Source organism: Pseudofrankia coriaricola (assembly GCF_032027725.1).
Classification (GTDB): Bacteria; Actinomycetota; Actinomycetes; order Frankiales; family Frankiaceae; genus Pseudofrankia.
Map to the genome: position 1 here is coordinate 26,563 of NZ_JASNFO010000035.1, position 24,895 is coordinate 51,457.

16 protein-coding genes and 1 tRNA gene are annotated in these 24,895 nt (G+C 72.7%); 14 read left to right on the forward strand and 3 right to left on the reverse strand.

Translation table 11 applies throughout. The annotated features are described in order from the left end of the window. Positions 1 to 2: 2 nt before the first annotated feature. Together QOZ89_RS19600 and QOZ89_RS19605 are read left to right on the forward strand one after the other, a co-directional pair. Positions 3 to 509: a TadE family type IV pilus minor pilin gene (locus QOZ89_RS19600; protein ID WP_071052170.1), complete on the forward strand. Its 507-nt coding sequence runs from the start codon at positions 3 to 5 to the stop codon at positions 507 to 509. Further along, complete coding sequence (locus QOZ89_RS19605) at positions 506 to 916, forward strand: Rv3654c family TadE-like protein (RefSeq protein WP_312624432.1); 411 nt, start codon at positions 506 to 508, stop codon at positions 914 to 916. The genes QOZ89_RS19600 and QOZ89_RS19605 overlap by 4 nt, the downstream gene beginning before the upstream one ends. Before the next feature lie 121 nt (positions 917 to 1,037). Here the strand turns inward: QOZ89_RS19605 and QOZ89_RS19610 are convergent, their stop codons facing one another. Further along, on the reverse strand, positions 1,038 to 3,605 hold the full coding sequence (locus QOZ89_RS19610) for a DEAD/DEAH box helicase (protein ID WP_312624433.1): 2,568 nt from the start codon (positions 3,603 to 3,605) through the stop codon (positions 1,038 to 1,040). A gap of 591 nt (positions 3,606 to 4,196) precedes the next feature. Between QOZ89_RS19610 and QOZ89_RS19615 the strand changes: the two genes are divergently transcribed. From QOZ89_RS19615 to QOZ89_RS19645, 7 genes are all read left to right on the forward strand, one after another. Then, positions 4,197 to 4,538: an anti-sigma factor antagonist gene (locus QOZ89_RS19615; RefSeq protein ID WP_007516571.1), complete on the forward strand. Its 342-nt coding sequence runs from the start codon at positions 4,197 to 4,199 to the stop codon at positions 4,536 to 4,538. A 291-nt stretch (positions 4,539 to 4,829) separates the two neighbouring features. After that, complete coding sequence (locus QOZ89_RS19620) at positions 4,830 to 5,396, forward strand: ATP-binding protein (protein WP_071052172.1); 567 nt, start codon at positions 4,830 to 4,832, stop codon at positions 5,394 to 5,396. Between the two features lie 512 nt (positions 5,397 to 5,908). Further along, entirely contained in the window at positions 5,909 to 8,314 is a 2,406-nt protein-coding gene (locus QOZ89_RS19625) for a sodium-translocating pyrophosphatase (RefSeq protein ID WP_083419524.1), read from the forward strand. A 933-nt stretch (positions 8,315 to 9,247) separates the two neighbouring features. Then, on the forward strand, positions 9,248 to 12,274 hold the full coding sequence (gene topA, locus QOZ89_RS19630; protein ID WP_312624434.1) for a type I DNA topoisomerase: 3,027 nt from the start codon (positions 9,248 to 9,250) through the stop codon (positions 12,272 to 12,274). Beyond that, complete coding sequence (gene tmk / locus QOZ89_RS19635; RefSeq protein ID WP_241842168.1) at positions 12,274 to 14,781, forward strand: dTMP kinase; 2,508 nt, start codon at positions 12,274 to 12,276, stop codon at positions 14,779 to 14,781. Before topA ends, tmk begins: the two co-directional genes overlap by 1 nt. Beyond that, positions 14,778 to 16,070 carry a DNA polymerase III subunit delta' gene (locus QOZ89_RS19640; protein WP_071052174.1) on the forward strand — a complete coding sequence of 431 codons (1,293 nt, stop codon included), beginning with the start codon at positions 14,778 to 14,780 and terminating at the stop codon, positions 16,068 to 16,070. The genes tmk and QOZ89_RS19640 overlap by 4 nt, the downstream gene beginning before the upstream one ends. 439 nt (positions 16,071 to 16,509) lie before the next feature. Next, on the forward strand, positions 16,510 to 17,592 hold the full coding sequence (locus QOZ89_RS19645; RefSeq protein ID WP_071052175.1) for a PSP1 domain-containing protein: 1,083 nt from the start codon (positions 16,510 to 16,512) through the stop codon (positions 17,590 to 17,592). Between the two features lie 86 nt (positions 17,593 to 17,678). Here the strand turns inward: QOZ89_RS19645 and QOZ89_RS19650 are convergent, their stop codons facing one another. Continuing rightward, complete coding sequence (locus tag QOZ89_RS19650) at positions 17,679 to 18,404, reverse strand: response regulator transcription factor (RefSeq protein WP_071052176.1); 726 nt, start codon at positions 18,402 to 18,404, stop codon at positions 17,679 to 17,681. A 447-nt stretch (positions 18,405 to 18,851) separates the two neighbouring features. On the opposite strand from QOZ89_RS19650, the gene QOZ89_RS19655 reads away from it, so the two are divergent. The 4 genes from QOZ89_RS19655 to QOZ89_RS19670 all read left to right on the forward strand — a co-directional run bounded on the left by QOZ89_RS19655 (position 18,852) and on the right by QOZ89_RS19670 (position 21,862). Continuing rightward, a tRNA-Thr gene (locus tag QOZ89_RS19655) sits at positions 18,852 to 18,923 on the forward strand. A gap of 935 nt (positions 18,924 to 19,858) precedes the next feature. Then, positions 19,859 to 20,014 (forward strand): keywimysin-related RiPP, encoded by a 156-nt coding sequence (locus QOZ89_RS19660; protein WP_116271733.1) that lies wholly within the window; start codon positions 19,859 to 19,861, stop codon positions 20,012 to 20,014. Positions 20,015 to 20,328: 314 nt separating this feature from the next. Next, a complete protein-coding gene (locus QOZ89_RS19665) occupies positions 20,329 to 20,505 on the forward strand; it encodes a keywimysin-related RiPP (RefSeq protein ID WP_116271734.1) in 177 nt (58 codons plus the stop codon). 91 nt (positions 20,506 to 20,596) lie between these two features. Beyond that, on the forward strand, positions 20,597 to 21,862 hold the full coding sequence (locus tag QOZ89_RS19670) for an FAD-dependent monooxygenase (RefSeq protein WP_071052177.1): 1,266 nt from the start codon (positions 20,597 to 20,599) through the stop codon (positions 21,860 to 21,862). Positions 21,863 to 22,163: 301 nt separating this feature from the next. Here QOZ89_RS19670 and QOZ89_RS19675 read toward each other — a convergent pair whose 3' ends face one another. After that, positions 22,164 to 22,706: an inorganic diphosphatase gene (locus QOZ89_RS19675; RefSeq protein ID WP_071052178.1), complete on the reverse strand. Its 543-nt coding sequence runs from the start codon at positions 22,704 to 22,706 to the stop codon at positions 22,164 to 22,166. Between the two features lie 589 nt (positions 22,707 to 23,295). Between QOZ89_RS19675 and dacB the strand changes: the two genes are divergently transcribed. Beyond that, positions 23,296 to 24,801: a D-alanyl-D-alanine carboxypeptidase/D-alanyl-D-alanine endopeptidase gene (gene dacB / locus QOZ89_RS19680; RefSeq protein WP_071052179.1), complete on the forward strand. Its 1,506-nt coding sequence runs from the start codon at positions 23,296 to 23,298 to the stop codon at positions 24,799 to 24,801. Positions 24,802 to 24,895: the final 94 nt, after the last annotated feature.

Consider the following 24,895-nt stretch of genomic DNA (forward strand, 5'->3'; position numbering starts at 1 on the left):
GCGTGGCGGCCCGCTCGGGTCCTCCCGGATCCACGCCGGCGCCAGCCAGGCGCGCGCGGCTGGCTCGGCGGCCGGACGGCGGGCAGGCGACCGCCGAGCTGGCGCTCGGCCTGCCGACCCTCGGCGCCGTCGTCCTGCTAGCGCTCTGGCTGCTCGCCGCGGCCGGCGCGCAGGCCCGCGCCCAGGAGGCGGCCAGGATCGGAGCTCGGGCCGCCGCGAGGGGTGACGACGACCGCCAGGTCGCGGCTTGGGCACATCTGGCCGCCCCGGCGGGCGCCACGGTCACGATCTCCCGGCAGGCCGGCGAGGTCACGGTGACGGTTCAGATCCGGCTGTCCGTAGCGGGCTCCCCGCTGCCACCGGCCCACATCGCGGCCAGCGCCGTCGCCCCGACGGAACCTGCCGCGGCCGGCGCGAGCACCGCCGGCCCAGCCGCGGCCGGCTCTGGCGGCCAGGTGGCCGGTGGCGACCCCGAGGCTGGCGAGCGAGACGAGGAGGCTCCCGGATGAACCCGGCGGCCAGGCGGTCAGCCTGGCGCGGCGCCGATCGCGGGTCGGCGACGGTGCTACTGCTGGGCTGGCTGATGGTCCTCGCGATGTCGGCCGGGATCCTGCTCGCGGTCAGCGCGGTCTCGCTCACCCGGCGTCAGGCGGCCACGGGTGCGGACCTCGCGGCACTCGCGGCCGCCTCGGACCGGACCGGCGACCCGGCGGCGGCCTGCGGCCGAGCGCGAATCCTCGCCATCCGCAACGGCGCCGAGCTGGTCGTCTGCCGGGCCACCGGCGACGCGATCGAGGTGGTCGCACAGGTACACCCGCCGCCTGCCCTGCGGCTGCTCGGCCCGCTGGCCGCCACCTCCCGCGCTGGTCCCTGGATCGGCGCGACCGGCCAGACCGAGACGGGACCCAGCGGATGATCACGACTGGGTCACCGTCGATCGAAGCCCTCGCCGAACCCGCCAGGACCATTGCCAGCCACCCAGCACCCCCTTGAGAAGCCAGACGGGACGGCCAAGGCCGCCGCCGGTGCCCGGTGGGTCACGGTCCGTCCAGCCTCCCGAGGATCGTGGTGAGAAGCCGGACCGCGGCGGCCTTGTCGAGTGGCTCGTTGCCATTGCCGCATTTCGGTGACTGCACGCACGACGGGCACCCGGCCGGGCACTCGCAGGCGGACACGGCGTCGCGGGTCGCCGTCAGCCAGGTGCCAAAGCGCCCGTAGCCGCGCTCGGCGAAGCCGGCGCCACCCGGATGACCGTCGTAGACGAACACGGTCGTCTGCTCGGTGTCCGGATGCAGCGCGGTCGACACACCGCCGATGTCCCAACGGTCGCAGGTGGCGAACAGCGGGAGCAGCCCGATCGCGGCGTGCTCGGCGGCGTGTACCGCGCCGGGCACGTCGGCCGGCTCGACGCCGGCGTCCTCCAGCAGCCGGTCCGAGACCACGTACCAGACCCCTCGGGTACGCAGGTGGCGCGGCGGCAGGTCGAGCGGGACGTCCCCGAGCACCTCACCGGTGGTGATGAGCCGCCGCTGGTAGCCGACCACCTGGCTGGTCACCTCGACGGTGCCGAAGTACACGGCCAGGTCACGGTCGACGACCCGTGCCCGGGTCTGCCCGACGATCCGGATGTCGGTGTGGTCGCGGGCCGTCGTCGTCCAGTCCGGCGCGGCATGGACGACGAAGGCGACCGACTCCTCCAGGTCGAGCTCCTCGACGACAAAGCTCACGCCCTGGTGCAGATAGACGGCGCCGGGGTGAACGGTCGAGTGCGAGGTCGCCGCGTCCACCGTGCCGAGCAGCCGCCCCGTGCCGGACTCGACGATGCGCACCGGCGGGCCGCCGACGCCCCGGATGTCGACGTCGGGCCGACCACGCTGGGTCCAGTACCAGCCGGCCGGTCGCCGACGCAGCCGGCCGCGCCGGACAAGGTCATCGAGCACCGGTCGCGAGGCGGCCCCGAACAGTTCCAGGTCGCTCTCGGTGATGGGCAGCTCCGCGGCGGCGCACTCCAGCTGCGGGCCGAGCACGTAGGGATTGTCGGGATCGAACACGGTCGCCTCGACGGGCCTGCCGAACACCGCCTCGGGGTGATGCACCAGGTAGGTGTCAAGCGGGTCGTCCCTGGCGACCAGCACGGCGAGCGCTCCCTGCCCCGACCGGCCGGCGCGGCCGGCCTGCTGGCGCAACGAGGCCAGCGTCCCCGGATAGCCCGCGATCACGGTGGCGTCCAGGCCGCTGATGTCGACACCGAGCTCAAGCGCCGAGGTCGCGGCGACGCCGAGCAGATCACCGGAGCGCAGCCGGGCCTCCAGGTCACGGCGCTCCTCGGCCAGGTAGCCGGCCCGATAGGCCGCGACCCGCTCGCCGAGCTCGGGCGCCACCAGGCCCAGGGCCCGGCGGGCCGAGTTCGCGACCACCTCGGCCGCCCGCCGCGAACGGACGAAGACCAGCGTGCGCACGCCGTCGGCCACCAGGTCCGCCAACAGGTCCGCCGACTCGGCGGTGGCCGAGCGCCTCACCGGCGCCCCGTTCTCGCCGGCGCCCGGGCCGTCGTCGCCCTCCGTGCCCTCAGCCGCCGTGGCCACGCCACCACCAGCGCCGGCCCTGGTCGGGTGGTCCCCCCCAACCGATGCGCCCCTTCCAGCCACACCGGCCACGCCAGCCATACCGACAGCCCCGGCTCGTCCGGCGACCCCGGCGACCCCGGCGAGCTTGCCCGCGCCGGTCAGCCTGCCAGCCCCGCCAGGTCCGGGGCCGGCGGCGGCCAGCCGCCCGCCCGCGGCGGCGTCCGGCTGGCGCCGGCCGGCCGTGAGGAACAGTGGCGGCTCGTACAGGACGAAGTCGGTCGCCCCGCGCGGGGAGCCGTCCTCATCAACCACGTCGACGTCGAGGCCCGTCAGCCGGGCCGCCGCGACCCCGGGGTCGGCGACGGTGGCCGATGCGAGCACGAAGACCGGGTCCGACCCGTAGCGGGCACAGACCCGCCGCAGCCGGCGCAGCACCTGCGCCACGTGCGCGCCGAACACCCCGCGGTAACCGTGGCACTCGTCGATCACGACGTAGCGCAGGCCGCGCAGGAACGGCCCGAACCGGCGATGGCCCGGCAGGATCCCCCGGTGCAGCATGTCCGGGTTGGTCAGGACGAAGGTGGCATGCGCGCGCACCCACTCCCGCTCGCCGGCGGGCGTGTCGCCGTCGTAGCTGGCCGCGCGGACGGCCGTCAGCGCCAGCGAGCGCACCGCGCGAAGCTGGTCGTGGGCCAGCGCCTTGGTGGGAGCCAGATAGAGGGCCCGCGCCGACGGGTCGGCGAGCAGCGTGGTGAGCACCGGGAGCAGGTAGCCGAGCGACTTGCCGGACGCCGTTCCGGTCGCGAGCACGACGCTTCGGCCGGCGAACGCCGCCCCCGCCGCCGCGGCCTGATGGCTCCACGGTGCCGTGACGCCGGCGGAGCGCAGCCGCCCGAGCAGCAGCGGGTCCGCCCACTCCGGCCAGTCCACCGCCGTTCCAGCCCGCGCGGGAACCCGCTCGACGTGGGTCACGCACCGGTCCCGCCGGCGGTCGGCCCGCAGCCGGGACAGGATCTCGGACCCGCGGTCGTCACCCACCTCGGACTCCCGTCTCCCGCGCTCGCCGGCGCGCGTGGTCAATCGGCCGAACCTCCCGGACCGTTCCTGCCAGCCCTGCCAGTCCCGTCAGCTCACGCCTGGTGGCTTGTCGGCACGAGCGGGCCCAGCACCGGCTCCCGTGGTCCTCGGATGCCCCAGGCGTTCTCAAGAGTAGGCAAGCCGCACTATGCCGCACTGTCCTGGCCGTTCGCCGCGCGCGACCGGCGCCGCCCGCGGCCCCCGGACCAGCGGCGCGCCGCCGACGCCGAACCGGCCGAAAAGCCGCATTGGCGTCTTTCGGCCAGACCCCACCGACAGGTCACCGAGAGTGGCAGACGGCAACGGAAGATCCGGCGTAGATTTCCGGTGGCGTCGGTACGCGTCAGGTCCGGCGCGTCGGGCCATTCCGGCGCACTAGGACCATGATGGTGTGGGGTCATGCCAGCCCGTGGAGCCATCTGCTCGGCTGTGTGATGCAGCGGTCGGATTGGCCCTCCACGCCGCGGGGTAGTGGCGCCTGCAGTCGGGTCACTCAGACCCGAACGCCCCATGCGCCTGACCGACAAGTCGACGTAGTACGCAGGAGGATCCGTGGACCTGTCCCTCACGACCCGCCAGGAAGGCGACCACACGGTCGTCGTCGTGGGCGGCGAGATCGACGTCTACACCGCGCCGAAGCTGCGTGAGCAGCTCATCGACCTCGTCTCAGCCGGCTCCTACCACCTGGTCGTCGACATGGAGGGCGTCGAGTTCCTCGACTCCACCGGTCTCGGCGTCCTCGTCGGTGGCCTCAAGCGGGTCCGGGCACACGACGGCTCGCTGCGCCTCGTCTGCACACAGGAGCGCATCCTCAAGATCTTCCGGATCACGGGCCTGACCAAGGTCTTCCCGATCCACGCCTCTGTAGAGGAAGCACTCTCCGCCAGCGACTGAGGCGCCTGGCTGGCCACCCGGCCCACCGTCCCCGTGACGGTGGTGTACACGGGGTGGCCCACCAAGGACGTCGCGCCGGGGTCCCGCCCCGGCCGCTCTGGGACCTTGGTCGAGCATCGCCCGACGGGGCGGGACCGATCGGCCTCACCGGCCGGCGCGGGTTCCCGACGAGGCTCGAGGCACCCGCGCGCCGCCTCGCCGGCACTGGCCAGGCACGGCCGCTCGGCGATGAGATGGTCGGGGCCGCCCCAGAGACGATGCTCACCAACAGGACAGAACCCCGGAGGCCACATGTCCACCGTCGAGTTGCGCTTCGCCGCCCTGCCGGGGCACGTCCGCACCGCCCGCAGGATCGCGATGGCGGTCGCGCGCCGCGCCGGGGTACCGACCGGCGTGCTCGACGAGATCGGGATCGCCGTCGGCGAGGCCTGCCTGCGCGCGGTGAACGTGAACCGCCGCCGCGCGCCCGAGAACCTGGTCGAGGTCCAGATGACGGGCGTCGACGGCACCTTCACCGTCGCGGTCGCCGACTCGGGTGAGCCGGGCGACGACGTGGCGCCGGGCCCGGACGGCGGCCTGCTCGGCGCCCCGGCGCTGCTCGACCTGGGCACCGGCGACGCCCGGCCCGCCGGCGACCCGCTGACGGCTCTCCCCGGCGACCAGGAGCCCGGGGCGGCCGGTTCGGCTCTGCCGCCGGGCATCGGCCTCGCCCTCATCGAGGGGCTGGTCGACGACGTCCAGATCCGCCGCCGCCCAGACGGCGTCGGCACGGTGGTGACGATGACCTGGGACACCGCCACCTTCGTCGGCAGCGGCCTGGAGGGCGACATGGCGACGGCGGGCAACCCCGCCCACTAGAGGGCCGGCGGCCATTGTCCCAGGATCACTGACGGCGAAACCCGCCGGCCGGCCCCGCGGGATCCCGGAGGCACGTCGCTCGCGACATGTGCCCCTACGGACCCGCAGAGGGCGGTCGGCGGCAAAAACGAGCGCACGCCGCAGACGTGTGGATAGACTCCGCCGCATCTCACAGACGGTGTAGCTGGCCGTCCGTGACCGGAATTGGTGCTCCTGGTGGAGCGCGGTGGAGGTGGGGCAGGGACCTTCCGCGAGACGGCAACGCAGGCGCCGAGTCAGCCGGCAGGCGTGGTACTCCCCGAGCAAAGGGCGCCACGACGCCGGTCGATGTTACCTGCGCGCCGCCAGCCACGGTTTGACCCGCGAACCCACGACATCCCCGACTAGCCACCCGCGGCGTCGTCCGATGCGACGCTCTGCTGTGACCGTTGGGCCTGCGCGCACCGTCGAGCCACGACGGCGTGCGGACGCCCGACCGTCCAGGGGACAAATAGTGCAGACCGGGAGGAGCCATGTCCCCGATCCAAGCCGCGGAGTCACCCGCGGCCGCTGGGATCGACCTTACTGGCGGGCAACTGGGATTGGTCGCCGGTGTGGCGTTCATCGCAGCGTTGGCCCTGCTCGTGGCCGCTTTTCTGGTCCGCGAGGTACTCGCGGCCAGCCAGGGCGGACCCAAGATGATCGAGGTCGGCGCCGCGGTACAGCAGGGCGCCGCCGCCTATCTGCGCCGGCAGTTCAAGACCCTGGCCGGGTTCGTCGTCGTCATCCCGTTCGTCCTCCTGGCGCTGCCGGCGGACGACACCGGCGCCAGAGTCGGCCGCTCGGTGTTCTTCGTCGTCGGCGCGGTCTTCTCCGCGCTCGTCGGCTTCGTCGGCATGTCGCTGGCGACCAGGGCTAACACCAGGACAGCGGCGGCGGCCAACGAGCGCGGCGAGAAGGCCGCGCTTCGACTGGCGTTCCGCACCGGCGGCGTCGTCGGCATGTTCACCGTCGGGCTCGGCCTGCTCGGCGCCGCCGTCGTGGTGCTCGTCTTCCGGGACACCGCGCCGCAGGTGCTGGAGGGATTCGGTTTCGGCGCCGCGCTGCTCGCGATGTTCATGCGGGTCGGCGGCGGCATCTTCACCAAGGCCGCCGACGTGGGCGCCGACCTGGTCGGCAAGGTAGAGAAGGGCATCCCCGAGGACGACCCGCGCAACGCCGCGACCATCGCGGACAACGTCGGCGACAACGTCGGCGACTGCGCCGGGATGGCGGCGGACCTGTTCGAGTCGTACGCGGTCACCCTGGTGGCCGCGCTGATCCTCGGCGTCGGGGTGTTCGGCGCGCACGGGCTCGTGTTCCCGCTGCTGATCCCGGCTGTCGGCGTCATCACCGCCGTGATCGGCATCTTCGCGGTCAGCCCACGCGCCAAGGACCGCAACGGGATGGCCGCGATCAACCGCGGGTTCTTCATCTCGGCCGTGATCTCCGCGATCGGCGTCGTCATCGTCGCGTTCGTCTACCTGCCGACCAGCTTCGCCGACTTCCCCGGCATGGCGGGCAGCACCCAGGACGGCAACCCACGAGTAATCGCGATCAGCGCCGTGCTGATCGGAATCGTGCTCGCCGCGGCGATCCAGCTGCTTACCGGCTACTTCACCGAGACGGCCCGCAAGCCGGTCCGGAGCGTCGTCGAAGCCTCCACCACCGGCCCGGCTACCAACATCCTCGCCGGCATTGGCGTGGGCCTCGAATCGGCGGTCTACTCGGCGGTGCTGATCGGCGCGGCGGTGTTCGGCGCCTATCTGCTCGGCTCGGGCAGCATCACGGTCGCGCTGTTCGCGGTGGCGCTCGCCGGCACGGGGCTGCTCACCACGGTCGGCGTGATCGTGTCGATGGACACGTTCGGCCCGGTGAGCGACAACGCCCAGGGCATCGCGGAGATGTCCGGCGAGGTCACCGCGGAGGGCGCGGCGATCCTGACCTCGCTCGACGCGATCGGCAACACCACCAAGGCCATCACCAAGGGCATCGCGATCGCGACAGCGGTGTTCGCCGCGACCGCGCTGTTCGGCTCGTTCACCGACACGATCGTCGAGGCGCTAGGCAAGGCGGGAGTCAGCGGCGACGCGGCCCGCGGCCTCGGCGGCCTCAACGTGGCCTACCCGGACGCGCTGGTCGGCCTGATTCTCGGGGCGGCGGTCGTGTTCCTGTTCTCGGGGCTCGCGATCAACGCGGTCGGCCGAGCCGCCGGCCGGGTCGTCTGGGAGGTGCGCGCCCAGTTCCGCGACCATCCGGGGATCATGGAGGGCACCGAGAAGCCGGACTACAAGGCCGTGGTCGACATCTGCACCCGCGACTCATTGCGCGAGCTCATCACGCCGGGAACCCTCGCCGTGATGGCTCCGATCGCGGTCGGGTTCGGCCTCGGCTACCCGCCGCTGGGCTCGTTCCTGGCCGGCGCGATCGCCGGCGGCGTGCTGATGGCCGTCTTCCTCGCCAACTCGGGCGGTGCCTGGGACAACGCGAAGAAGCTGGTCGAGGACGGCGCACACGGCGGGAAGGGATCCGAGGTCCACGCCGCGACGGTCATCGGCGACACCGTGGGTGACCCGTTCAAGGACACCGCGGGCCCGGCGATCAACCCGCTGATCAAGGTGATGAACCTGGTCAGCCTGCTGATCGCGCCGACCGTGGTGAAGTTCTCGGTGGGCGAGGACAAGAACACCTGGCTGCGGATCGTCATCGCCGTCGCGGCCGTCGCCGTGATCGCCGCGGTGATCGTGATCTCCAAGCGGCGCGGCTCGGCACTGGACGCGGCACCGTCCTCCTCGGGTGCTCCGGCGGTGGCGGACTCGTCCAATGTCACGGTCACGGGCACCGACTCGACCGCGGCGGTGTCCCCGGACCAGACGACCGCCAACCAGGTGAACGTCTAGGCCGGGCGGCTTCCCGCCGATTCGCGCCACGCCGGTCCGGAGACTCGGCCCTGGCCTGGAGCGAATCGGCGGGGATCCACACCCGGGGGCTCCGACCCGGCAGTGCCTCTGAGGACTCGGCCGCTTGACCGAGGCCAGCCGCCCGGACTCCCCGGGCCGGGACTCCCCGGGCCGGGACTCCCCGCCCGTACCGGCCCGATCAGGGCAGGATTCCGACCGCCCGCAGCCGGCGCACCGGCGGCGGGCGGTCGCTGCCGTTAGGCGGCCCGCCATGAGGGCACCTCCCCGGCATGGGGAGGTCGGTCACGTGACGCGCTCAGGGGATGGCGTACCGGCACCGTGAGCCCTTACCGTGGCGGCGGTGTCCACCCCACCGGGCCGCCGTGGTCCGGCGCGGCCAGGCCGTCTCCACCCGCCCCGCCAGGCACGCGGGCGTGGGCGAGGCCGGCGGCTGGGTGCGCCAGGGCCATGACGGTCCGGTGGGACCTGGACAGGCACGGGCTGTGATGGCGGCCGGGCATCGCCGCTGTCGGGGCTGAGGGGCCGCGGCGCGGTGACCGTGGCACGGTGATAAGGAAGGTGAAGTCTGACCGGGGGGCCGGGCGCGTCCCCCCGGCGCACCTGCGTGCCACCATCGAACCTCGCCCGGCCGTCTCGGACGGGCGGCGAGAAGCCGGCTGGGACGGCGCGGCGTACCGTGCAGCACGACACGTGCACCGGTTGCGGTGACGGCTCACCGGTTGGGGTGGGGTGGGGCCCGGTGTGGGCGCGAGCGAGCGCCCTGCCGGTCATCCGGCCCACGGCGTCCGGTCACCGCGGTGGCCGGCGGCCAGCCAGCCGGGCACGTGCCAGCCCTCGACGTCGCCAGCCAGCGACGCCGCCAGCCATGAGACCGCCGACAGCGACACGAGAACAGCAGTACCGAGGAGACCAGTGCCACCGCGCGCGAAGACGACGGCCCGGACCCCGTCCCGGTCGTCCACCCCGCTAGCCGAGCCGCTCGACGTCGACGAGGACGTCCTGGATGCGGCCGAGCAGGTCGACGAGGCCGAGACGCCGTCCGGCACCGCCCGCGGCGGCGCCGGACGACGGCGGTCCACCGCCGGCGGCACGGGCACCCGGCTGGTGATCGTCGAGTCGCCGGCGAAGGCGAAGACGATCGCGGGCTACCTCGGGCCTGGCTGGCAGGTCGAGTCGAGCATCGGCCACATCCGCGACCTGCCACGCAGCGCCGCGGACGTGCCGGCGGCGCACAAGGGCAAGCCGTGGGCCCGGCTTGGGGTGGACGTCGACAACGGCTTCGAGCCCCTCTACATCGTCACCCCGGACAAGCGCCAGCAGGTCACCAAGCTCAAGGAGCTGGTCAAGGACGCGAGCGAGCTCTACCTCGCGACGGACGAGGACCGCGAGGGCGAGGCGATCGCCTGGCACCTGCTGCAGACGCTCAAGCCGACCGTGCCGGTCAAGCGGATGGTCTTCCACGAGATCACCCCGCAGGCGATCCGCCGGGCCGTCGAGAGCCCGCGCGAGATCGACGAGAACCTCGTCAACGCCCAGGAGACCCGGCGCATCCTGGACCGTCTCTACGGCTACGAGGTCTCCCCCGTGCTGTGGAAGAAGGTCATGCCGCGCCTGTCCGCGGGCCGGGTGCAGAGCGTCGCGACGCGCATCCTGGTCGAGCGGGAGCGGGCGCGGATGCGTTTCCGCTCGGCGGACTACTGGAACATCGAGGGCCGGTTCGCCGCCACCGTCGGCCACGACGGCAAGGCGCCCGACCCGACCGCGCTGCCCGCGACCCTGGTGGCGCTCGACGGCCGCCGCCTCGCCACCGGCCGCGACTTCGACGCCGCGGGCAGGCTCACGTCGGCCGAGGTCGTCCGCCTCGACGAGGCGGGCGCGACCGGCCTCGCCGAGCGGCTGGCCGCCACCGTCTTCGCCGTCCGCTCGGTGGAGACCAAGCCGTACCGGCGCTCGCCCTACGCGCCGTTCATGACGTCGACGCTGCAGCAGGAGGCGGGCCGCAAGCTGCGGTTCTCCAGCCAGCGCACCATGCAGATCGCGCAGAAGCTGTACGAGAACGGCTACATCACCTACATGCGGACCGACTCGACGAACCTGTCCGAGACGGCGCTGGCCGCCGCCCGCGAGCAGGCCCGCCAGCTCTACGGCCCGGAGTACGTGCCGGACAAGCCGCGTGTGTACACGAAGAAGGTCAAGAACGCCCAGGAGGCGCACGAGGCGATCCGCCCCGCCGGCGACACCTTCCGCACCCCCGGCGAGGTGCGCGCCGGGCTCGACGCCGACGGCTTCCGCCTCTACGAGCTGATCTGGCGGCGCACCGTGGCGAGCCAGATGGCCGACGCCCGCGGAACCAGCGCCACGGTCCGCATCGGTGGCAGGTCCAGCGCGGGTGAGGACGCCGAGTTCGCCGCCAGCGGCAAGGTCATCACCTTCCCCGGCTTCCTGCGTGCCTACGTCGAGGGTGCCGACGACCCGGACGCCGAGCTTGAGGACCGCGAGACGCGGCTGCCGGATGTCCGCCAGGGCGATCCGCTGACCACCCGGCAGCTCACCCCGCGCGGCCACTCCACCAGCCCGCCGCCCCGGTTCACCGAGGCGAGCCTGGTCAAGACGCTGGAGGAGCTGGGCATCGGCCGGCCGTCTACCTACGCGTCGATCATCGGCACGATCCAGGACCGCGGCTATGTGTGGAAGAAGGGCACCGCGCTGGTGCCGAGCTTCATCGCGTTCGCCGTCGTGGGCCTGCTCGAGGACCACTTCACCCGGCTGGTCGACTACCGGTTCACCGCGTCGATGGAGGACGACCTCGACGACATCGCTGCCGGCACGGCGGGCTCGACAGACTGGCTGACCCGCTTCTACTTCGGCGACGGCACCCCCGCCGAGGCCGGCGGGGAAAACGGCACCGCGGTCGGCGGCAGCGGTGCCAACGGCAAGGTGGCCGGCGGTGGCAACGGCAAGGTGGCCGCCGACGCGGGGCTCAAGCACCTGGTCAGCGAGCGGCTCGGTGAGATCGACGCCCGCGAGGTCAACTCGATCCCGCTCGGCGAGGCCGACGACGGCGTGTCGGTGGTGGTCCGAGTCGGCCGCTACGGCCCGTACGTCCAGTACGGCGAGCGGCGCGCCAGCGTGCCGGAGGATCTGCCGCCGGACGAGCTGACGATCCCGAAGGCGCTCGAACTGCTGGAGGCGCCGTCGGATGACCGGGTTCTCGGCGCCGATCCCGAGACCGGGGCGACCATCACCGCGAAGGCGGGCCGCTACGGCCCGTACGTGACCACCGACACCGACCCGCCGCGGACCGCGAGCCTGCTGTCGACCATGGCACTGGAGACGGTCACGCTCGACGACGCCCGCAAGCTGCTCACGCTGCCAAGGTTGCTCGGCGCGGGCGAGGACGGCGAGGAGATCACCGCCCAGAACGGCCGTTACGGCCCCTACGTGAAGAAGGGGACGCAGAGCCGCTCCCTGGAGTCCGAGGAGCAGCTGTTCACGGTGACCCTCGAGCAGGCGCTCGCGCTGCTGGCGCAGCCGAAGACGCGCGGGCGGCGCAGCGCGGCCGAGACCCCGCCGCTGCGTGAGCTCGGGCCCGACCCGGCGAGCGGCAAGCCAGTCGTGCTCAAGGAGGGCCGCTTCGGCCCGTACGTGACCGATGGCGAGACCAACGCGAGCCTGCGCAAGGGCGACGAGATCGCGACCCTGACGATCGAGCGTGCCGCCGAGCTGCTCGCGGACAGGCGCGCCCGCGGTCCCGCCACCCCGCGCCGCGCGTCCAGCCGGTCGGCCACGGGAACCGGCGCCAAGGCCGCCAAGCCCGCGGCGGGCGCGGCCAAGGCGAAGTCCACCGCGAAGGGCAAGACGACGGCGAAGGCGGGCACGGGAACGCGCGCCGCCACCAAGCGGTCGGCCGGATCCGGCGGCACCAGCGAGGCTGGCTGATGGTCCCCGACTACGGGGACGAGAAGGACACTCGGGCCACGGCGGGCCTGATGCCCGAGCCAGGCCACACGGGCGGCCTGGATGGGCCGCCCGTGGACGATGTGGCCGCGGAGGGGGACGCGCCAGCCCGGCCCGTCGGCAACCCGAGCGGCGAGTTAACGCCGCGCCGTCCGCGGCGCGCCGGCTGGGCCGTCAAGACAGTCGGCCAGCATCCGGTCACCAGCGTGCCGGAGCCACCGGAACGGCGTGCGCCAGCGAGCTCCGACGAGGGTGACGTGCGCGCGGTGCTGCGCATCCCGGAGTTCCGCCGGCTGTGGATCCAGCTGGGGCTGTCCAGCCTCGGCGACTGGATGGGCCTGCTCGCGACCACCGCGATGGTCACCCAGCTGCAGCACGGCTTCTCCGGCCAGGCGTACGCGCTCGGCTCCCTGCTGATCATCCGGCTGGCGCCGGCGCTGATCTTCGGCCCGCTGGCCGGCGCGGTCGCCGACAAGCTCGACCGCCGGCTGACCATGGTGGTCACCGACCTGCTGCGCTTCGTCCTGTTCCTGTCGATCCCGATCGTCGGCACGCTGACCTGGCTGCTGATCGCGTCGTTCCTGATCGAGTGCGTGACCCTGCTGTGGGCGCCGGCCAAGGAGGCGAGCGTCCCGCATCTCGTACCGAAGGAGCGGCTGGCGGCGGCCAACACACTCAGCCTGCTCACCACCTACGGCAGCGCGCCGGTAGCGGCGGCGATCTTCGCCCTGCTGGCGACCCTCTCGCGCAGCCTCGCGCCGGGGCACCCGTACTTCCGGGATTCGTCCGTCGACATCGCGCTCTACTTCAACGCCGTGACCTTCCTGCTGTCGGCGCTGGTGATCTGGGGGCTCAAGTCGATCGGCAAGGCGGCACGCCCGGAGCACGGCCCGGAGCCGGGCTTCTTCGCCTCCATCACCGAGGGCTGGAAGTTCGTCGGCAACGACCGGCTGGTGCGGGGCCTGGTCATCGGCATCCTCGGCGGATTCGCCGGCGCCGGCTGTGTCATCGCGCTGGGCAAGCTCTACGTCCAGATCCTCGGCGGAGGGGACGCCGCCTACGGCGTACTGTTCGCGGCCGTGTTCATCGGCCTCGCGACCGGGATGGCGATCGGGCCGAAACTGCTCGGCGACTACAGCCGCACCCGCCTGTTCGGGGTCTGCGTCACCGGCGCCGGCATCACCCTGGTGTTCGTCGCGATCATCCCGAACCTGGTGCTGGCCTGCATTCTCGTCGTCCTGGTGGGCATGTTCGCCGGGGTGGCATGGGTGACCGGCAACACCCTCCTGCAGGCCGAGGTGGCCGATGAGCTGCGCGGGCGCACCTTCGCGCTCGTGCAGTCGCTGGTCCGCATCGACCTGCTGCTGGTGCTGGCCGCCGCGCCGGCGCTGGTCGGCCTGATCGGCTCGCACAGCGTGCACTTGTGGGGCGACGTCAACGTCCGGGCCGACGGCGTGACCTTCGTGCTGCTCGGCGGCGGTGTCCTCGCCATAGTCGTGGGCCTGTTCGCCTACCGGCAGATGGACGACCACTCCGGGGTGCCCGTCCTCCCGGAGCTGTGGAACGCGCTGCGCGGCCGTAGGCAGAACCGCCGACCGCGCCATGCTGGCCTGTTCGTCGCGATCGAGGGAGCGGACGCCGCCGTGAGGGCCAGCCAGCTCGAGGCGCTGCGCTCGTGGCTCACCGAGACCGGGCGCGAGGTGGTAGTCGCCTCGGACGCGGTGATCGCCGCCCCCCTGGAGGCGTCGCTGCGCCAGCTGCAGGCGGACCCGTCGGCGGCGCTGCACCCCCGGACCGAGGCCCTGCTCGCGGCGGCGGCCAGGGCCGAGCACGTCGCCAGGGTGATCGAACCGGCGCTCGCGCGCGGCGCCGTGGTCCTCACCGACCACTACGTCGACTCGACGGTCGCGCACCAGAGCGCCGCGAGCTGCGCCGGCCTGGACGAGCTGACCGTGCTGGCCCAGTGGGCCACCATGTCGCTGCTCCCCGACGTCACGGTCCTGCTGGACACCGAGACGTCCGCGGACGCCGACGCCGGCACGACGGCGACGGACACGGACACGGACGTGCCTGGCTCCCCTGCCCCCGGGTTCCTGAACGGCTCGGCGGCAGGCCACGCCCCGACGTTCGGCGAGGAGGTCCGCGCCGCCTACCTGCGGCTCGCGGACGAGGAGTCGCATCGGTACCTGGTGCTCGACTGCGCCGCGCCGGCGGGCGAGCTGCACGCCCGGATCCGCCGGGTGGTCGCCCGCCGACTCGGGGACGCCACCCTCAGCGACATCGGCGACACGGACGGCCCCACTGTGACGGCCGCCGCCGCCGGCGGCCCGGAGCTGACGGCCGTCGCCGCTGGCGGAACCGGACCGGGCCGTCCGCCGGGCACCGGGCGCGGCGACGAACCCGACCGGCGCGGCGGCGTCGACCGGCGCAGCCCGATCATGGATACCGGAGCGCCCGACTCCACGCGGTTCCCCGAGGGCTCGGCGTGAGCGTCTGGGAGTCGCTCACCGGCCAGGACGCGGTCGTCGACACCCTCTCCACGGCCGCCAAGGCGGCCGCGCTCATCGGTGGCCCGGACGGCGCCATCGCCGCCGCCAGGGCAGGGATGACCCATTCCTGGCTGTTCACCGGCCCCTCCGGCGCCGGCCGCGTCGACGCCGCCAGGACCTTCGCCGCCGCGCTGAGCTGCGAGCGCGCCTCGGCGGCCAGAGCGGCGGGGGCGGCGGGGGCGTCCGGCGAGCCGGCGGGCCCACCTGGCTGTGGCGAGTGCGTCGGCTGCCACACCGTCCTCACCAACACGGCGGCCGACCTGCGCACGGTGCGCGCGGAGGGGCTCTCGCTCGGCGTGCAGGACGTGCGGGCGCTGGTCAGGGACGCGGCGAGTGCCCCGACCAGTGGCCGCTACCGGATCCTGCTCATCGAGGAGGCGGACCGGCTCACGGACTCCGCTGCCAACGCCCTGCTCAAGGCGCTGGAGGAACCGGCTGAGCGGTCCGTGTTCCTGCTGTGCGCGCCCTCGGTGGACGACGTGATTCCCACGATCCGGTCTCGATGCCGGGTGGTGGCGCTGCGGCTGCCGTCCGTCGACGACATCGCCAACGCGCTGCTGCGCGACGGCGTCGACGAGCGGACGGCACAGGTCGCCGCGAGGGCGTCGCAGGGCCACCTTGGCCGGGCCCGCCTGCTCGCCGTCGACGAGCGGGCCAGGGCGGGGCGTGCCCAGGTGCTGGCGGTGCCTGGCCGGCTCGGCCGCGCGGCCGACTGCCTGGGCGCCGCCGCCGACCTCGTGGCCGCGGCGAACGCGGACGCCGACACGGCGAACACCGAGCGGGACGAGGCGGAGGCGGAGGCCCTGCGCACGGCGCTCGGCGTCGGGGCGACCTCGTCCGGCGCCGCGGGACGCTCGAAACGGGCGACGAAGACGGCGCCAAAAGCCAAAACGATGATGATCCGCGGCGCCGCCGGGGCGCTCAAGGACCTGGAGAAGTCGCAGAAGAGCCGCGGCCGGCGCACGGTGCTCGACTCGCTCGACCGGACGTTGCTGGACCTCGCGGGTCTCTACCGGGACGTGCTCGCCCACCAGCTCGGCGCGACCGTCGACCCGGTCAACCCCGACGCCGCCGCCGAGATCAGCCGGCTCGCCGCCGCGGCGACCCCGGAGCGCACCCTGCGTCGACTGGAGGCAGTCCTGGCGACCAGGGACGCGCTCGCCGCCAACCCGGGCCTGGTCGCCCAGCTTGCCGTCGAGTCCCTCACCCTGACTCTCCGGGACGCCTGAACCGAAGGCGGCCGGCCGGGCACGGGAGCGCCCTCCCTCCCACTCCCTCTCATGAGCCGCTGACCGATCCGCGAAGCACTGGGTTCTGCCAGCAAGCCGGATCGGCCGCCGAGTGGGCAGGTAACGAGCTCACAGGCCGGGGCCGATTCCTCGACGGGTCAGTCGACGGGAAAGTCGCGGTCGACGGCGGCGGAAGGGCGCATTCAGGGTCCCGTTCCCCGACGAACCGGGTGCTTCGGTGAGAACGCGGACGTACGCTCAGGGCGAACGGCGACTTCCGCCACATTCGGTCAGGTCAGAGTGACCTGGTCGGATGTACGGCCAGGTCCCACGTGGCCGGGATGGCTGGCATGGCCGGCCGGTGCCGGTGCCGGGCCACTCCGCGGTGCCTCGCGGCGGACACGACAGGACGGCGGACACGACAGGACGGCGGGCACGCATGTCGATGATGTGCGCGGTGGCCTTCTCGCCCCGCGGGAAGCTGTACTACGCCGACCCAGGGCAGCTGGCGCCCCGTGTCGGCGACCGGGTGCTCGTCCCCACCGACGACGGCCCGGCGGTCGCGACCTGCATGTGGGCGCCGCAGTGGGTGAGCGAGGACGTCGGCCACCTGCCGGTCCTCGCCGGGTTCGCGGCCGACGACGACGTCGAGCGGGACCAGGTGTCCCGGCGGCGGCGCGCCCAGGCGAGGGTCGCGGCCAAGCGGCTGGTCCGGGAGCACGGCCTGCCCATGAAGATCGTCGGGGTGGACCACGTCGACACGTCGGACACCTTCACGATCTACTTCACCGCCGACGGACGGGTTGACTTCCGTTCCCTCGTCCGCGAGCTGAACCGGACGCTGGACACTCGGGTTCTCCTACGCCAGCTGTCCGCCAGGGACAGCGCAAAGCTGCAGGGCGGCATCGGGTCCTGCGGCAGGGAGCTGTGCTGCTCCACGTTTCTGACCGACTTCGAGCCGGTGAGCATCCGGATGGCCAAGGACCAGAACCTGGCGCTCAATCCGCTGAAGATCAGCGGGGCCTGCGGCCGGCTGATGTGCTGCCTGCGCTACGAGCATCCGCTGTACGAGGAGTTCGCCGCCGCGGTCCCCGCCGTGGGCTCCCGGGCGAGCACTCCCGACGGCCCCGGCAGGGTGATCGGCCACGATGTGCCCCGCCAGCAGGTGACGGTGGCGCTCGACGCGGGCGGGCGGCGGGCCTGCGATCGGGCCGACGTCTGCTCCTCCCGCAAGACCCACGAGGCCGCCTATCCGACCGCCGCGGGCTCCGGATGCGGTTCCGTCAGTCTTCCCGAGGATGGGAGCCGGAACGGTGCCCAGGCTGACGCCCCGGATCAGAACGGGGAGGAGAGCTCCGTCGCACACCAAAGCGCGGCCGCGCCGGACGCCGCCATCCGGGAGGCTGCCGTGCCCGCGGTCGTTTCACAGCCGGACGAGGCAAGCCAGGAACCGCCGGCCAGCGACGGTGGGCACCGCCGGATCCGCCGACGTGCACGCTCCCGCCGCTCCGACTCGGACTGAGACGGGGATCCAGCTATGACCCGGTGGAGTCCCCGGCCTTCTGGGCACGGAGAACTCCACCGGATCACGGAATCACGGAGCTGGGCTCACGGGTCGAAGCGGTAACCCATGCCGCGCAGGGTGGTGACCAGCCGGCGCTGCGGCGGCCGGCCCTCGACCTTGGTCCGGACCCGCCGGACGTGCTCCGTCACGGTCGCGGGGTCCTGGAACCGCGTGCCCCAGACCTGCTCGAGCAGTTCCTCCCGGCTGAACACCCTGCGCGGATGACGGGCCAGGAAGGCGAGCAGCTCGTACTCACGGGCGGTCAGGTCGATCCGCTCACCGGCGACCGCGACCTCGCGGGCACGCAGGTCGATCGACACGTCGCCGTAGATCAGCGGCTCGTTGCCGTCCCCGCTGCGCTGGGGCGGCGCCTCCACCGGCCGGCGGCGCAGCCGGGCGCGAACCCTGGCCACCAGCTCGCGCAGCGAGTAGGGCTTGACGACGTAGTCGTCGGCCCCGAGCTCCAGGCCGACCACCCGGTCGACCTCCTCAGCCCGACCGGTTAGCATGATCACCGGCACCTCGCTCGTCTGCCGCAGCCGACTGAGCACGGCGAAGCCGTCCATCCGTGGCATTGCTACATCGAGTACAACCAGGTCAATCTCCGTCGTCTGAAACAGGCGGAGTGCGGTCTCGCCGTCGGCCGCCTCCAGCACGCGGTACCCGAATCGCTCAAGACTGCGCGCGAGTGCGACGCGCGATGCTTCATCATCTTCCGCGACGAGCAGCGAGGCCCCTCGCGTCGTCGTCGCAGTTGCTTCCCCGGTCATGGCGAAACCCTACGCAACCTCTCCAGCGCCACTGCGAGCGGGGTCGCATTTGACGAATTTCGGTCGACTGGCGACACCATGCTGACACATACATGTGACCACGCCAAAGCTTTCCGTAACGGAACCCCTACCCAAATCCCAGGGCGCACATCAACCCGTCACCAGACGATCCGGACACCCACCATCACATCCAACCCACCGCCATCAGACGAGACGACCAGCGCCGCCAGCCCGGCGCTCGCCCCCACATCCGCCGTCGGCGACCGAGATCGAAGATCGAGGCCGAGGTCGTCCGTGCGACGGCGGACCGCCAGCGATGCACCCACCCGAGCCGCGAACCAGAGCCATCCGCCAGTCGCAAGATCGCAAAAACGCGGCCGGGCCACACACGTCGGCCTCGTCATCCCATCTGGCATACTCGGAGCCGCGCCAGCCTCGCTGGACCAAGCCGAAGTAGCTCAGTGGCAGAGCAATCGCCTCGTAAGCGATAGGTCGCGGGTTCAATCCCCGCCTTCGGCTCGCGCCGGGGTCGCCTGCTCGCAGCCCTGACGGGCCGCTTCGCCAAAGGCCGTCATGTAGCCCCGGGGCCGAGCCCCGGACCCCACGCCAAGGGGCTCCGCCCCCTGGACCCCCACCCGGGTCGGCCGCTCGCAGCCCTGACGGGCCGCTTCGCCATGGGCCGTCATGTAGCCCCGGGGCCGAGCCCCGGACCCCACACCAAGGGGCTCCGCCCCCTGGACCCCCACCCGGGTCGGCCGCTCGCAGCCCTGACGGGCCGCTTCGCCATGGGCCGTCATGTCGCCCCGGGGCCGAGCCCCGGACCCCACACCAAGGGGCTCCGCCCCCTGGACCCCCACCCGGGTCGCCTGCTCGCAGCCCTGACGGGCCGCTTCGCCAAAGGCCGTCATGTCGCCCCGGGGCCGAGCCCCGGACCCCACGCCAAGGGGCTCCACCCCCTGGACCCCCACCCGGGTCGCCTGCTCGCAGCCCTGACGGGCCGCTTCGCCAAAGGCCGTCATGTCGCCCCGGGGCCGAGCCCCGGACCCCACGGCCCCGGCTCGCCGTTCATGCTCGACCTCGGGCGATGACCACGCGGCATCCCGCCTCGCAGCCCGACTCCCCCGAGGTCCGAGAGTCTGGCCCTTATAGCCGGGGCAGACATGATCGCTCTTTTCCTCTCCCCTTTTGGGAGCTGGCCGGGGGTTCGGGGGTGGAATTCATTTCCCGGCCGGATCCGCTCGTGGCGGGTGGGATCGACCACCGGAAAGAGAGTGATTGACGGACCATGCTCAGGGTGCTGAACCGAGGATGAACCGATCGGTGGCAGGCTGATGGTGGTCGGTCGCAAGTAGTTATAGAAGAATGACCAGGTCGGCGGACTGAACGTCGGCTGGTTTTGCTGCTCGGCCGGCCGAAACCGAAAGGTGACATCACCACCAGACGGAGGAACCGCCATGAAGACTGCATACCACGCACCGACCCTCCACGACGCCGGATCCTTCCACGAGCGCACCGGATGGGGCGGCGGCGGATGGGGCTGGGGCGGCGGCTGGGGCGGCGGATGGGGCTGGGGCGGCGGCTGGGGTGGCGGCTGGGGCTGGGGCTGGTAGGCCCACCCACTCGCAACCGCGTCGTCCTGACGCATCCCGTGGCGGGGGGCCCGCGGCCCCCCCCCCCCCCCACCCCCCCGGCCGGGGCCCCGGGGCCGCCCGTGGGGGTGCCCCCTGAGGAAATTCACCGGTCCCTATAGGTCTGAGGCAGTTATGCGAAGCGTAGTGAACCCTCGGTGAACCGAGGGGTGGAAGGCTACTAATGGTCGGTTACAAGTGGCGCGACTAGCCGATTAGAACCGGTGGGTTGTTACCCAGATTTGTACGCGGATGGCCCGCCGAATGGTGACATCACCATAGAGGGAGGAACCGCCATGAAGGCTATGTATCGGGCGCCGGCCCTCCAGGACGTGGGGTCCTTCCGCGAGCGAACCCACGGCTTTAGCTTTGGCGGCTTCGGCGGCTTCGGCGGCTGGGGCTGGGGCTGGGGCTGGGGACGCGGCTGGGGCTGGGGACACGGCTGGGGCTGGGGACGCGGCTGGGGCTGGTAAGCCCACCCATCCCGCAACCGCGTCGTCCTGAAGCATCCCTGTGGCGGTGGCCTGTCGGCCACCGCCACCTCTATCTCCGAGGTTCCTTCCTATGAAGATCGTCTGCGTTGGCGGTGGCCCGGCGGGGCTGTACTTCGCGATCCGCGCAAAGCTGCGGGATTCCAGCCACGACATCGCCGTGCTCGAGCGCGACCGGCCGGGGGCCACCCACGGCTGGGGGGTCGTCTACTGGGAACCGCTACTAGGCAGCTTGTTCCGCGCTGACCCGGTCAGCGCGCGCGAGCTGCGGGCGGCGTCGACCCTGTGGCGGGGCCAGCACGTCAGCGTCGGCGGTCCACGACCCGCCTACCTGCCTGGCTACGGGTACAGCATCCAGCGCGCGACCCTGCTCGACGTGCTCGCGCGCAGGGCGGTCGAGCTGGGAGTCGACGTGCGGTACCGCCGGCATGTGGCCGACGCCGACGACCTGAGCGCGCTTATGGCGGAATCCGATCTGGTGGTCGCGGCTGATGGGGCGAACAGCCAGGTACGACGGCTCGCCGGCTTGGATGCCTTCGGCACCCAGCTCGAGGTCGGCGCCAACCAGTACATCTGGCTGGGCACGGACCGGCGATTCGAGAACTTCATGTTCGCGTTCGAGCGCACGGAACCCGGTTGGATCTGGTTCCACGCCTATCCGTCGGCCGCCGACATCAGCACTTGCATCGTCGAGTGCGCCCCCCAGACCTGGACCGGTCTGGGTCTCGACCGGCTGAGCGACGCGGATGGCTGTCGGCTCCTGGAAGGCATCTTCGACGGGCCGCTCGGCGGCCATCGGCTGATCAGCGACTGCCACGGCCGGCCGGCACGCTGGCAACATTTCACCCACGTCACCAATCGCACCTGGCAGCACGAGAACGTCGTGCTGCTGGGCGACGCCGCGCATACCACCCATTTCACCCTGGGCTCGGGCACGGCGCTCGCGATCATGGACGCGATCATGCTCGAACGGTTCCTCCACGGACGCGCGGACGTCACCACGGCGCTGCGGGACTTCGACCGGTCCGGCCACGCGGCGCTGGGGCCGCTGCAGAACCGGGCTCGGATCAGCATGTCGTGGTTCGAGGGTGTCGACGGCCAGCTCGACCGCCTGTGCGACGCCACCCAGCCCGCGGAACGCGGGCGCCCGCCCGTCGACGAGGCACCGGACCCTCTGGCGTTCGCGTTCAGGATGGCCACCCGACAGGGCGACGAGACGCCCCTGCGCTACCAGATTCTGCGAGCGGCCCAGCTGCCGGCGGTACAGGCCATCGACCAGCAGGCGGGCCGCGGCACACGCTGGCTGCTCGACAAGCGCCGCGCGCTGGTCACCCGGTAGCTCTCACGGCCGTGGCCACCCGGCCCGGCCTGGCAGCCCGGCGGCAACACCGACGCCGGGAGGGCGGAGGGTGCGGTCACCCGGCGCCGGTGTACTGGCAGTTGGCCGGTCCGGCACATCGCGGCTGGCCGTGGCAAGTCCGGCGCCGAGGAGGCAAGCCGCCCAGGCGACGAGACCGCGGCCTGCGCGCGATGACGACGGAATGGACGCGATGACGACGGAATGGAGATGACAACGGAATGGAAAGGCCCCGGTGGTTCGAAGAACCAGCCGGGGCCTCGCGATACGGGGTGGCGACGAGTCAGGCGGACTGGGCCTCGTCGACGACCGGCTCCGCCGGTTCCGCGTGCTCGTCCGCCTCGGTCTCCATCCGCTTGACCGAGGCGAGGATCTCGCGCTCGGCGTCGGCGCGGCCGACCCAGCTCGCACCCTCGACCGACTTCCCGGGCTCCAGGTCCTTGTAGACCTCGAAGAAGTGCTGGATCTCCAGCCGGTCGAACTCCGGCAGGTGACGGATGTCACGCAGGTGCTCCTGGCGGACGTCGGCCACCGGCACGCAGAGGACCTTGTCGTCCGGGCCCTTCTCATCGGTCATCTGGAACATGCCGATCGTCCGGCAGCGCACCAGGCAGCCCGGGAAGGTGGGCTCCTCGAGCAGCACCAGCGCGTCCAACGGGTCGCCGTCGCGGCCGAGAGTGCCCTCGATGAACCCGTAGTCGGACGGGTAGTGGGTGGAGGTGAACAGCATCCGGTCGAGCCGGATCCGCCCCGTGTGGTGATCCATCTCGTACTTGTTGCGCTGCCCCTTGGGGATCTCGATGGTCACGTCGAACTCGAGGTCCACGCCGCTCCCTGTCTCCTTCTTCTTCGGTGGCTCGGCCCTGGCGGGCCGGCTCGTCTTCCATCGTCCCGGCCCAGGCCTCGCGACCGGTACCGGCTTCCCGCGCGGACCGGCCCTGGGGCCGGCCGATGTCCATGGCGACCCGCCACACAGCGCGGCTGGTCGCTCAGGTTCGTGAAACCGCGCCTTCGTCCAGTGTCGGCGGACTTCCCACAGGCCGCAGCTCCGGCAATGTGGCCTATCCCACCCGCCGGGCCCTCGCCGGCGCGTGCCAGTTGTGCGGGTAGCCCCGACGCCGCCCAACCGCCAACGCTGACCCTGAAGTCGCTACCTGACCACTCCCCCGAACGCGTCGCCCCCACGCGGTCACCCGTGCGGGCCGAGTACCGAAATTCTCTCTCCAGTTCCACCCTGCCCTGGCGATCGACCGCGCCCTCCACCGATCTGCGGCGCCCTGCCGGTTGTCCGCCCCCCGTCGAGCAAAGCCCGACATTGGGGGTCTGGGGGTCGTCCCCGGAGCAATATCGCGAACCCTGGGAAGCTGACCACGTTCAGCGAACACACCTCGCCGCCGGCGCCTTAAGCTCGCCCAATGACGGGTGCTCGGGCTGGCGGCCTGACGGCGCTGACCGGCGCGTTGCTCGCCGGGTCCCTGTCCATATCGTCCACGCCGGGCGAGGCGCCGACACCGACGGTACCGCGCGTCACCGCGCCCGCCTTGGCCGGGCCGCGGGCGGACGGCCCTATGCCCGACCAGGCCACACTGGCCGCCCGGCTCACCGGGCCGCTGAGCAATCCGGCACTGGGCAGCCCGGCTGGGATCGTCGTCGACGCACTGTCCGGCAAGGTGCTGTTCGACGTCAGGTCCACCGTACCGACCGCGCCGGCATCGACGTTGAAGACCGCCGTCGCCACAGCCGCTTTGCGAACCTTCGCCCCGGACGCCCGGCTGACCACGCGGGTCGTCTACCTTCCGCCCGCCGGCACGTCCACGGGTGCCGCCGGCGCGCCGGGCCCCGCGACGCCGGCCGACAAGGCCTCGGCTGGCGGCACGCTCTGGCTCGTGGGCGCCGGCGACCCGACGCTGACCGCCGCGGCCGACCCCACCGGCTACCCCGCGAGCGCCAGCGCCCGCCTGTCGACCCTCGCGGCCCAGGTGCACGCCGCCGGGATCACGTCGGTGGACCAGGTGATCGGGGACGGCAGCCTGTTCTCCGGACCGGGGACGGCCGCCGGCTGGAACGACACCTACGTCACCGAAGGCGATGTCACCCCCGTCTCCGCGCTGGAGGTCGACGCCGGCCGCTCCCAGCCCGGCTCAGTCGGGCCCCGCAGCCCGGCCCCGGACGCGGCCGCGGCGGCCGCGTTCGCCACCGCGCTGCGAGGCGCAGGCGTGTCGGTCGGTTCAACAGGGACCGGAACCGCCGACAGGGCCGCGAGGTCGGTCGCCACAGCCGACAGCCCGCCCATCCCGATGCTGGTGGAGCGGATGCTGACCGACTCGGACAACGACCTGGCCGAGTGCCTAGGCCGGCTGGTCGCGCACGCCCGCGGCCTGCCGACGACATTCACCGGCGCGACGGCCGCTGTCGGCAAGGTGCTGGCCGGCCTCGGGATCGACACCACCGGGATGTCGCTGGCCGACGTGAGCGGGCTGTCCGTCAACAATCTGATCCCGCCGCGCACGGTGGTCGAGATCCTTCGGACCGCGACGCTGCCGAACCACCCCGAGCTGCGAACCCTGCTCACCGGCCTGCCGGTGGCGGGCTTCTCCGGGACGCTCGGAGACCGCTACGGCGGCGCGGACACCGCGGCGGCCGCCGGCGACGTCCGGGCCAAGACCGGCAGCCTCCGGATCGTCACCAGTCTGGCCGGGGAGCTCGTCGACGCGGACGGCCGGCTCCTCCTGTTCGGCTTCTTCGCGCCCGTCCAGGAGTCCCCCGCGGCCAAGGCGAGCCTCGACCGGGCCGCGGCGGCGCTCGCGTCCTGTTGCGCATCCGCCGGCGCCGACGGAGCCGACGGAAAGCCCGCCTCCGACGCGGGACCGCCGCCCACCAGGGAGGCCATCGGAGCGTCCAGCCCGCCGCCGGCCGGATAGCCGGACAGCCAGTCGGCCGGGTCCAAACAGGGCCAGGTTCGGACAGGGCTGTCTGGATAGGCCCAGGCCGGGATAGCCAGTTGGCCCGGCAAGG

Excerpts from the sequence above, each read along its gene's own strand:
- QOZ89_RS19605 (WP_312624432.1), top strand. The coding sequence starts at position 506 with ATGAACCCGGCGGCCAGGCGGTCAGCCTGGCGCGGCGCCGATCGCGGG.
- QOZ89_RS19620 (WP_071052172.1), top strand. The coding sequence starts at position 4,830 with ATGTCCACCGTCGAGTTGCGCTTCGCCGCCCTGCCGGGGCACGTCCGC.
- QOZ89_RS19625 (WP_083419524.1), top strand. The coding sequence starts at position 5,909 with ATGTCCCCGATCCAAGCCGCGGAGTCACCCGCGGCCGCTGGGATCGAC.
- tmk (WP_241842168.1), top strand. The coding sequence starts at position 12,274 with ATGGTCCCCGACTACGGGGACGAGAAGGACACTCGGGCCACGGCGGGC.
- QOZ89_RS19645 (WP_071052175.1), top strand. The coding sequence starts at position 16,510 with ATGTCGATGATGTGCGCGGTGGCCTTCTCGCCCCGCGGGAAGCTGTAC.
- QOZ89_RS19650 (WP_071052176.1), bottom strand. The coding sequence starts at position 18,404 with ATGACCGGGGAAGCAACTGCGACGACGACGCGAGGGGCCTCGCTGCTC.
- QOZ89_RS19660 (WP_116271733.1), top strand. The coding sequence starts at position 19,859 with ATGAAGACTGCATACCACGCACCGACCCTCCACGACGCCGGATCCTTC.
- QOZ89_RS19665 (WP_116271734.1), top strand. The coding sequence starts at position 20,329 with ATGAAGGCTATGTATCGGGCGCCGGCCCTCCAGGACGTGGGGTCCTTC.
- QOZ89_RS19670 (WP_071052177.1), top strand. The coding sequence starts at position 20,597 with ATGAAGATCGTCTGCGTTGGCGGTGGCCCGGCGGGGCTGTACTTCGCG.
- dacB (WP_071052179.1), top strand. The coding sequence starts at position 23,296 with ATGACGGGTGCTCGGGCTGGCGGCCTGACGGCGCTGACCGGCGCGTTG.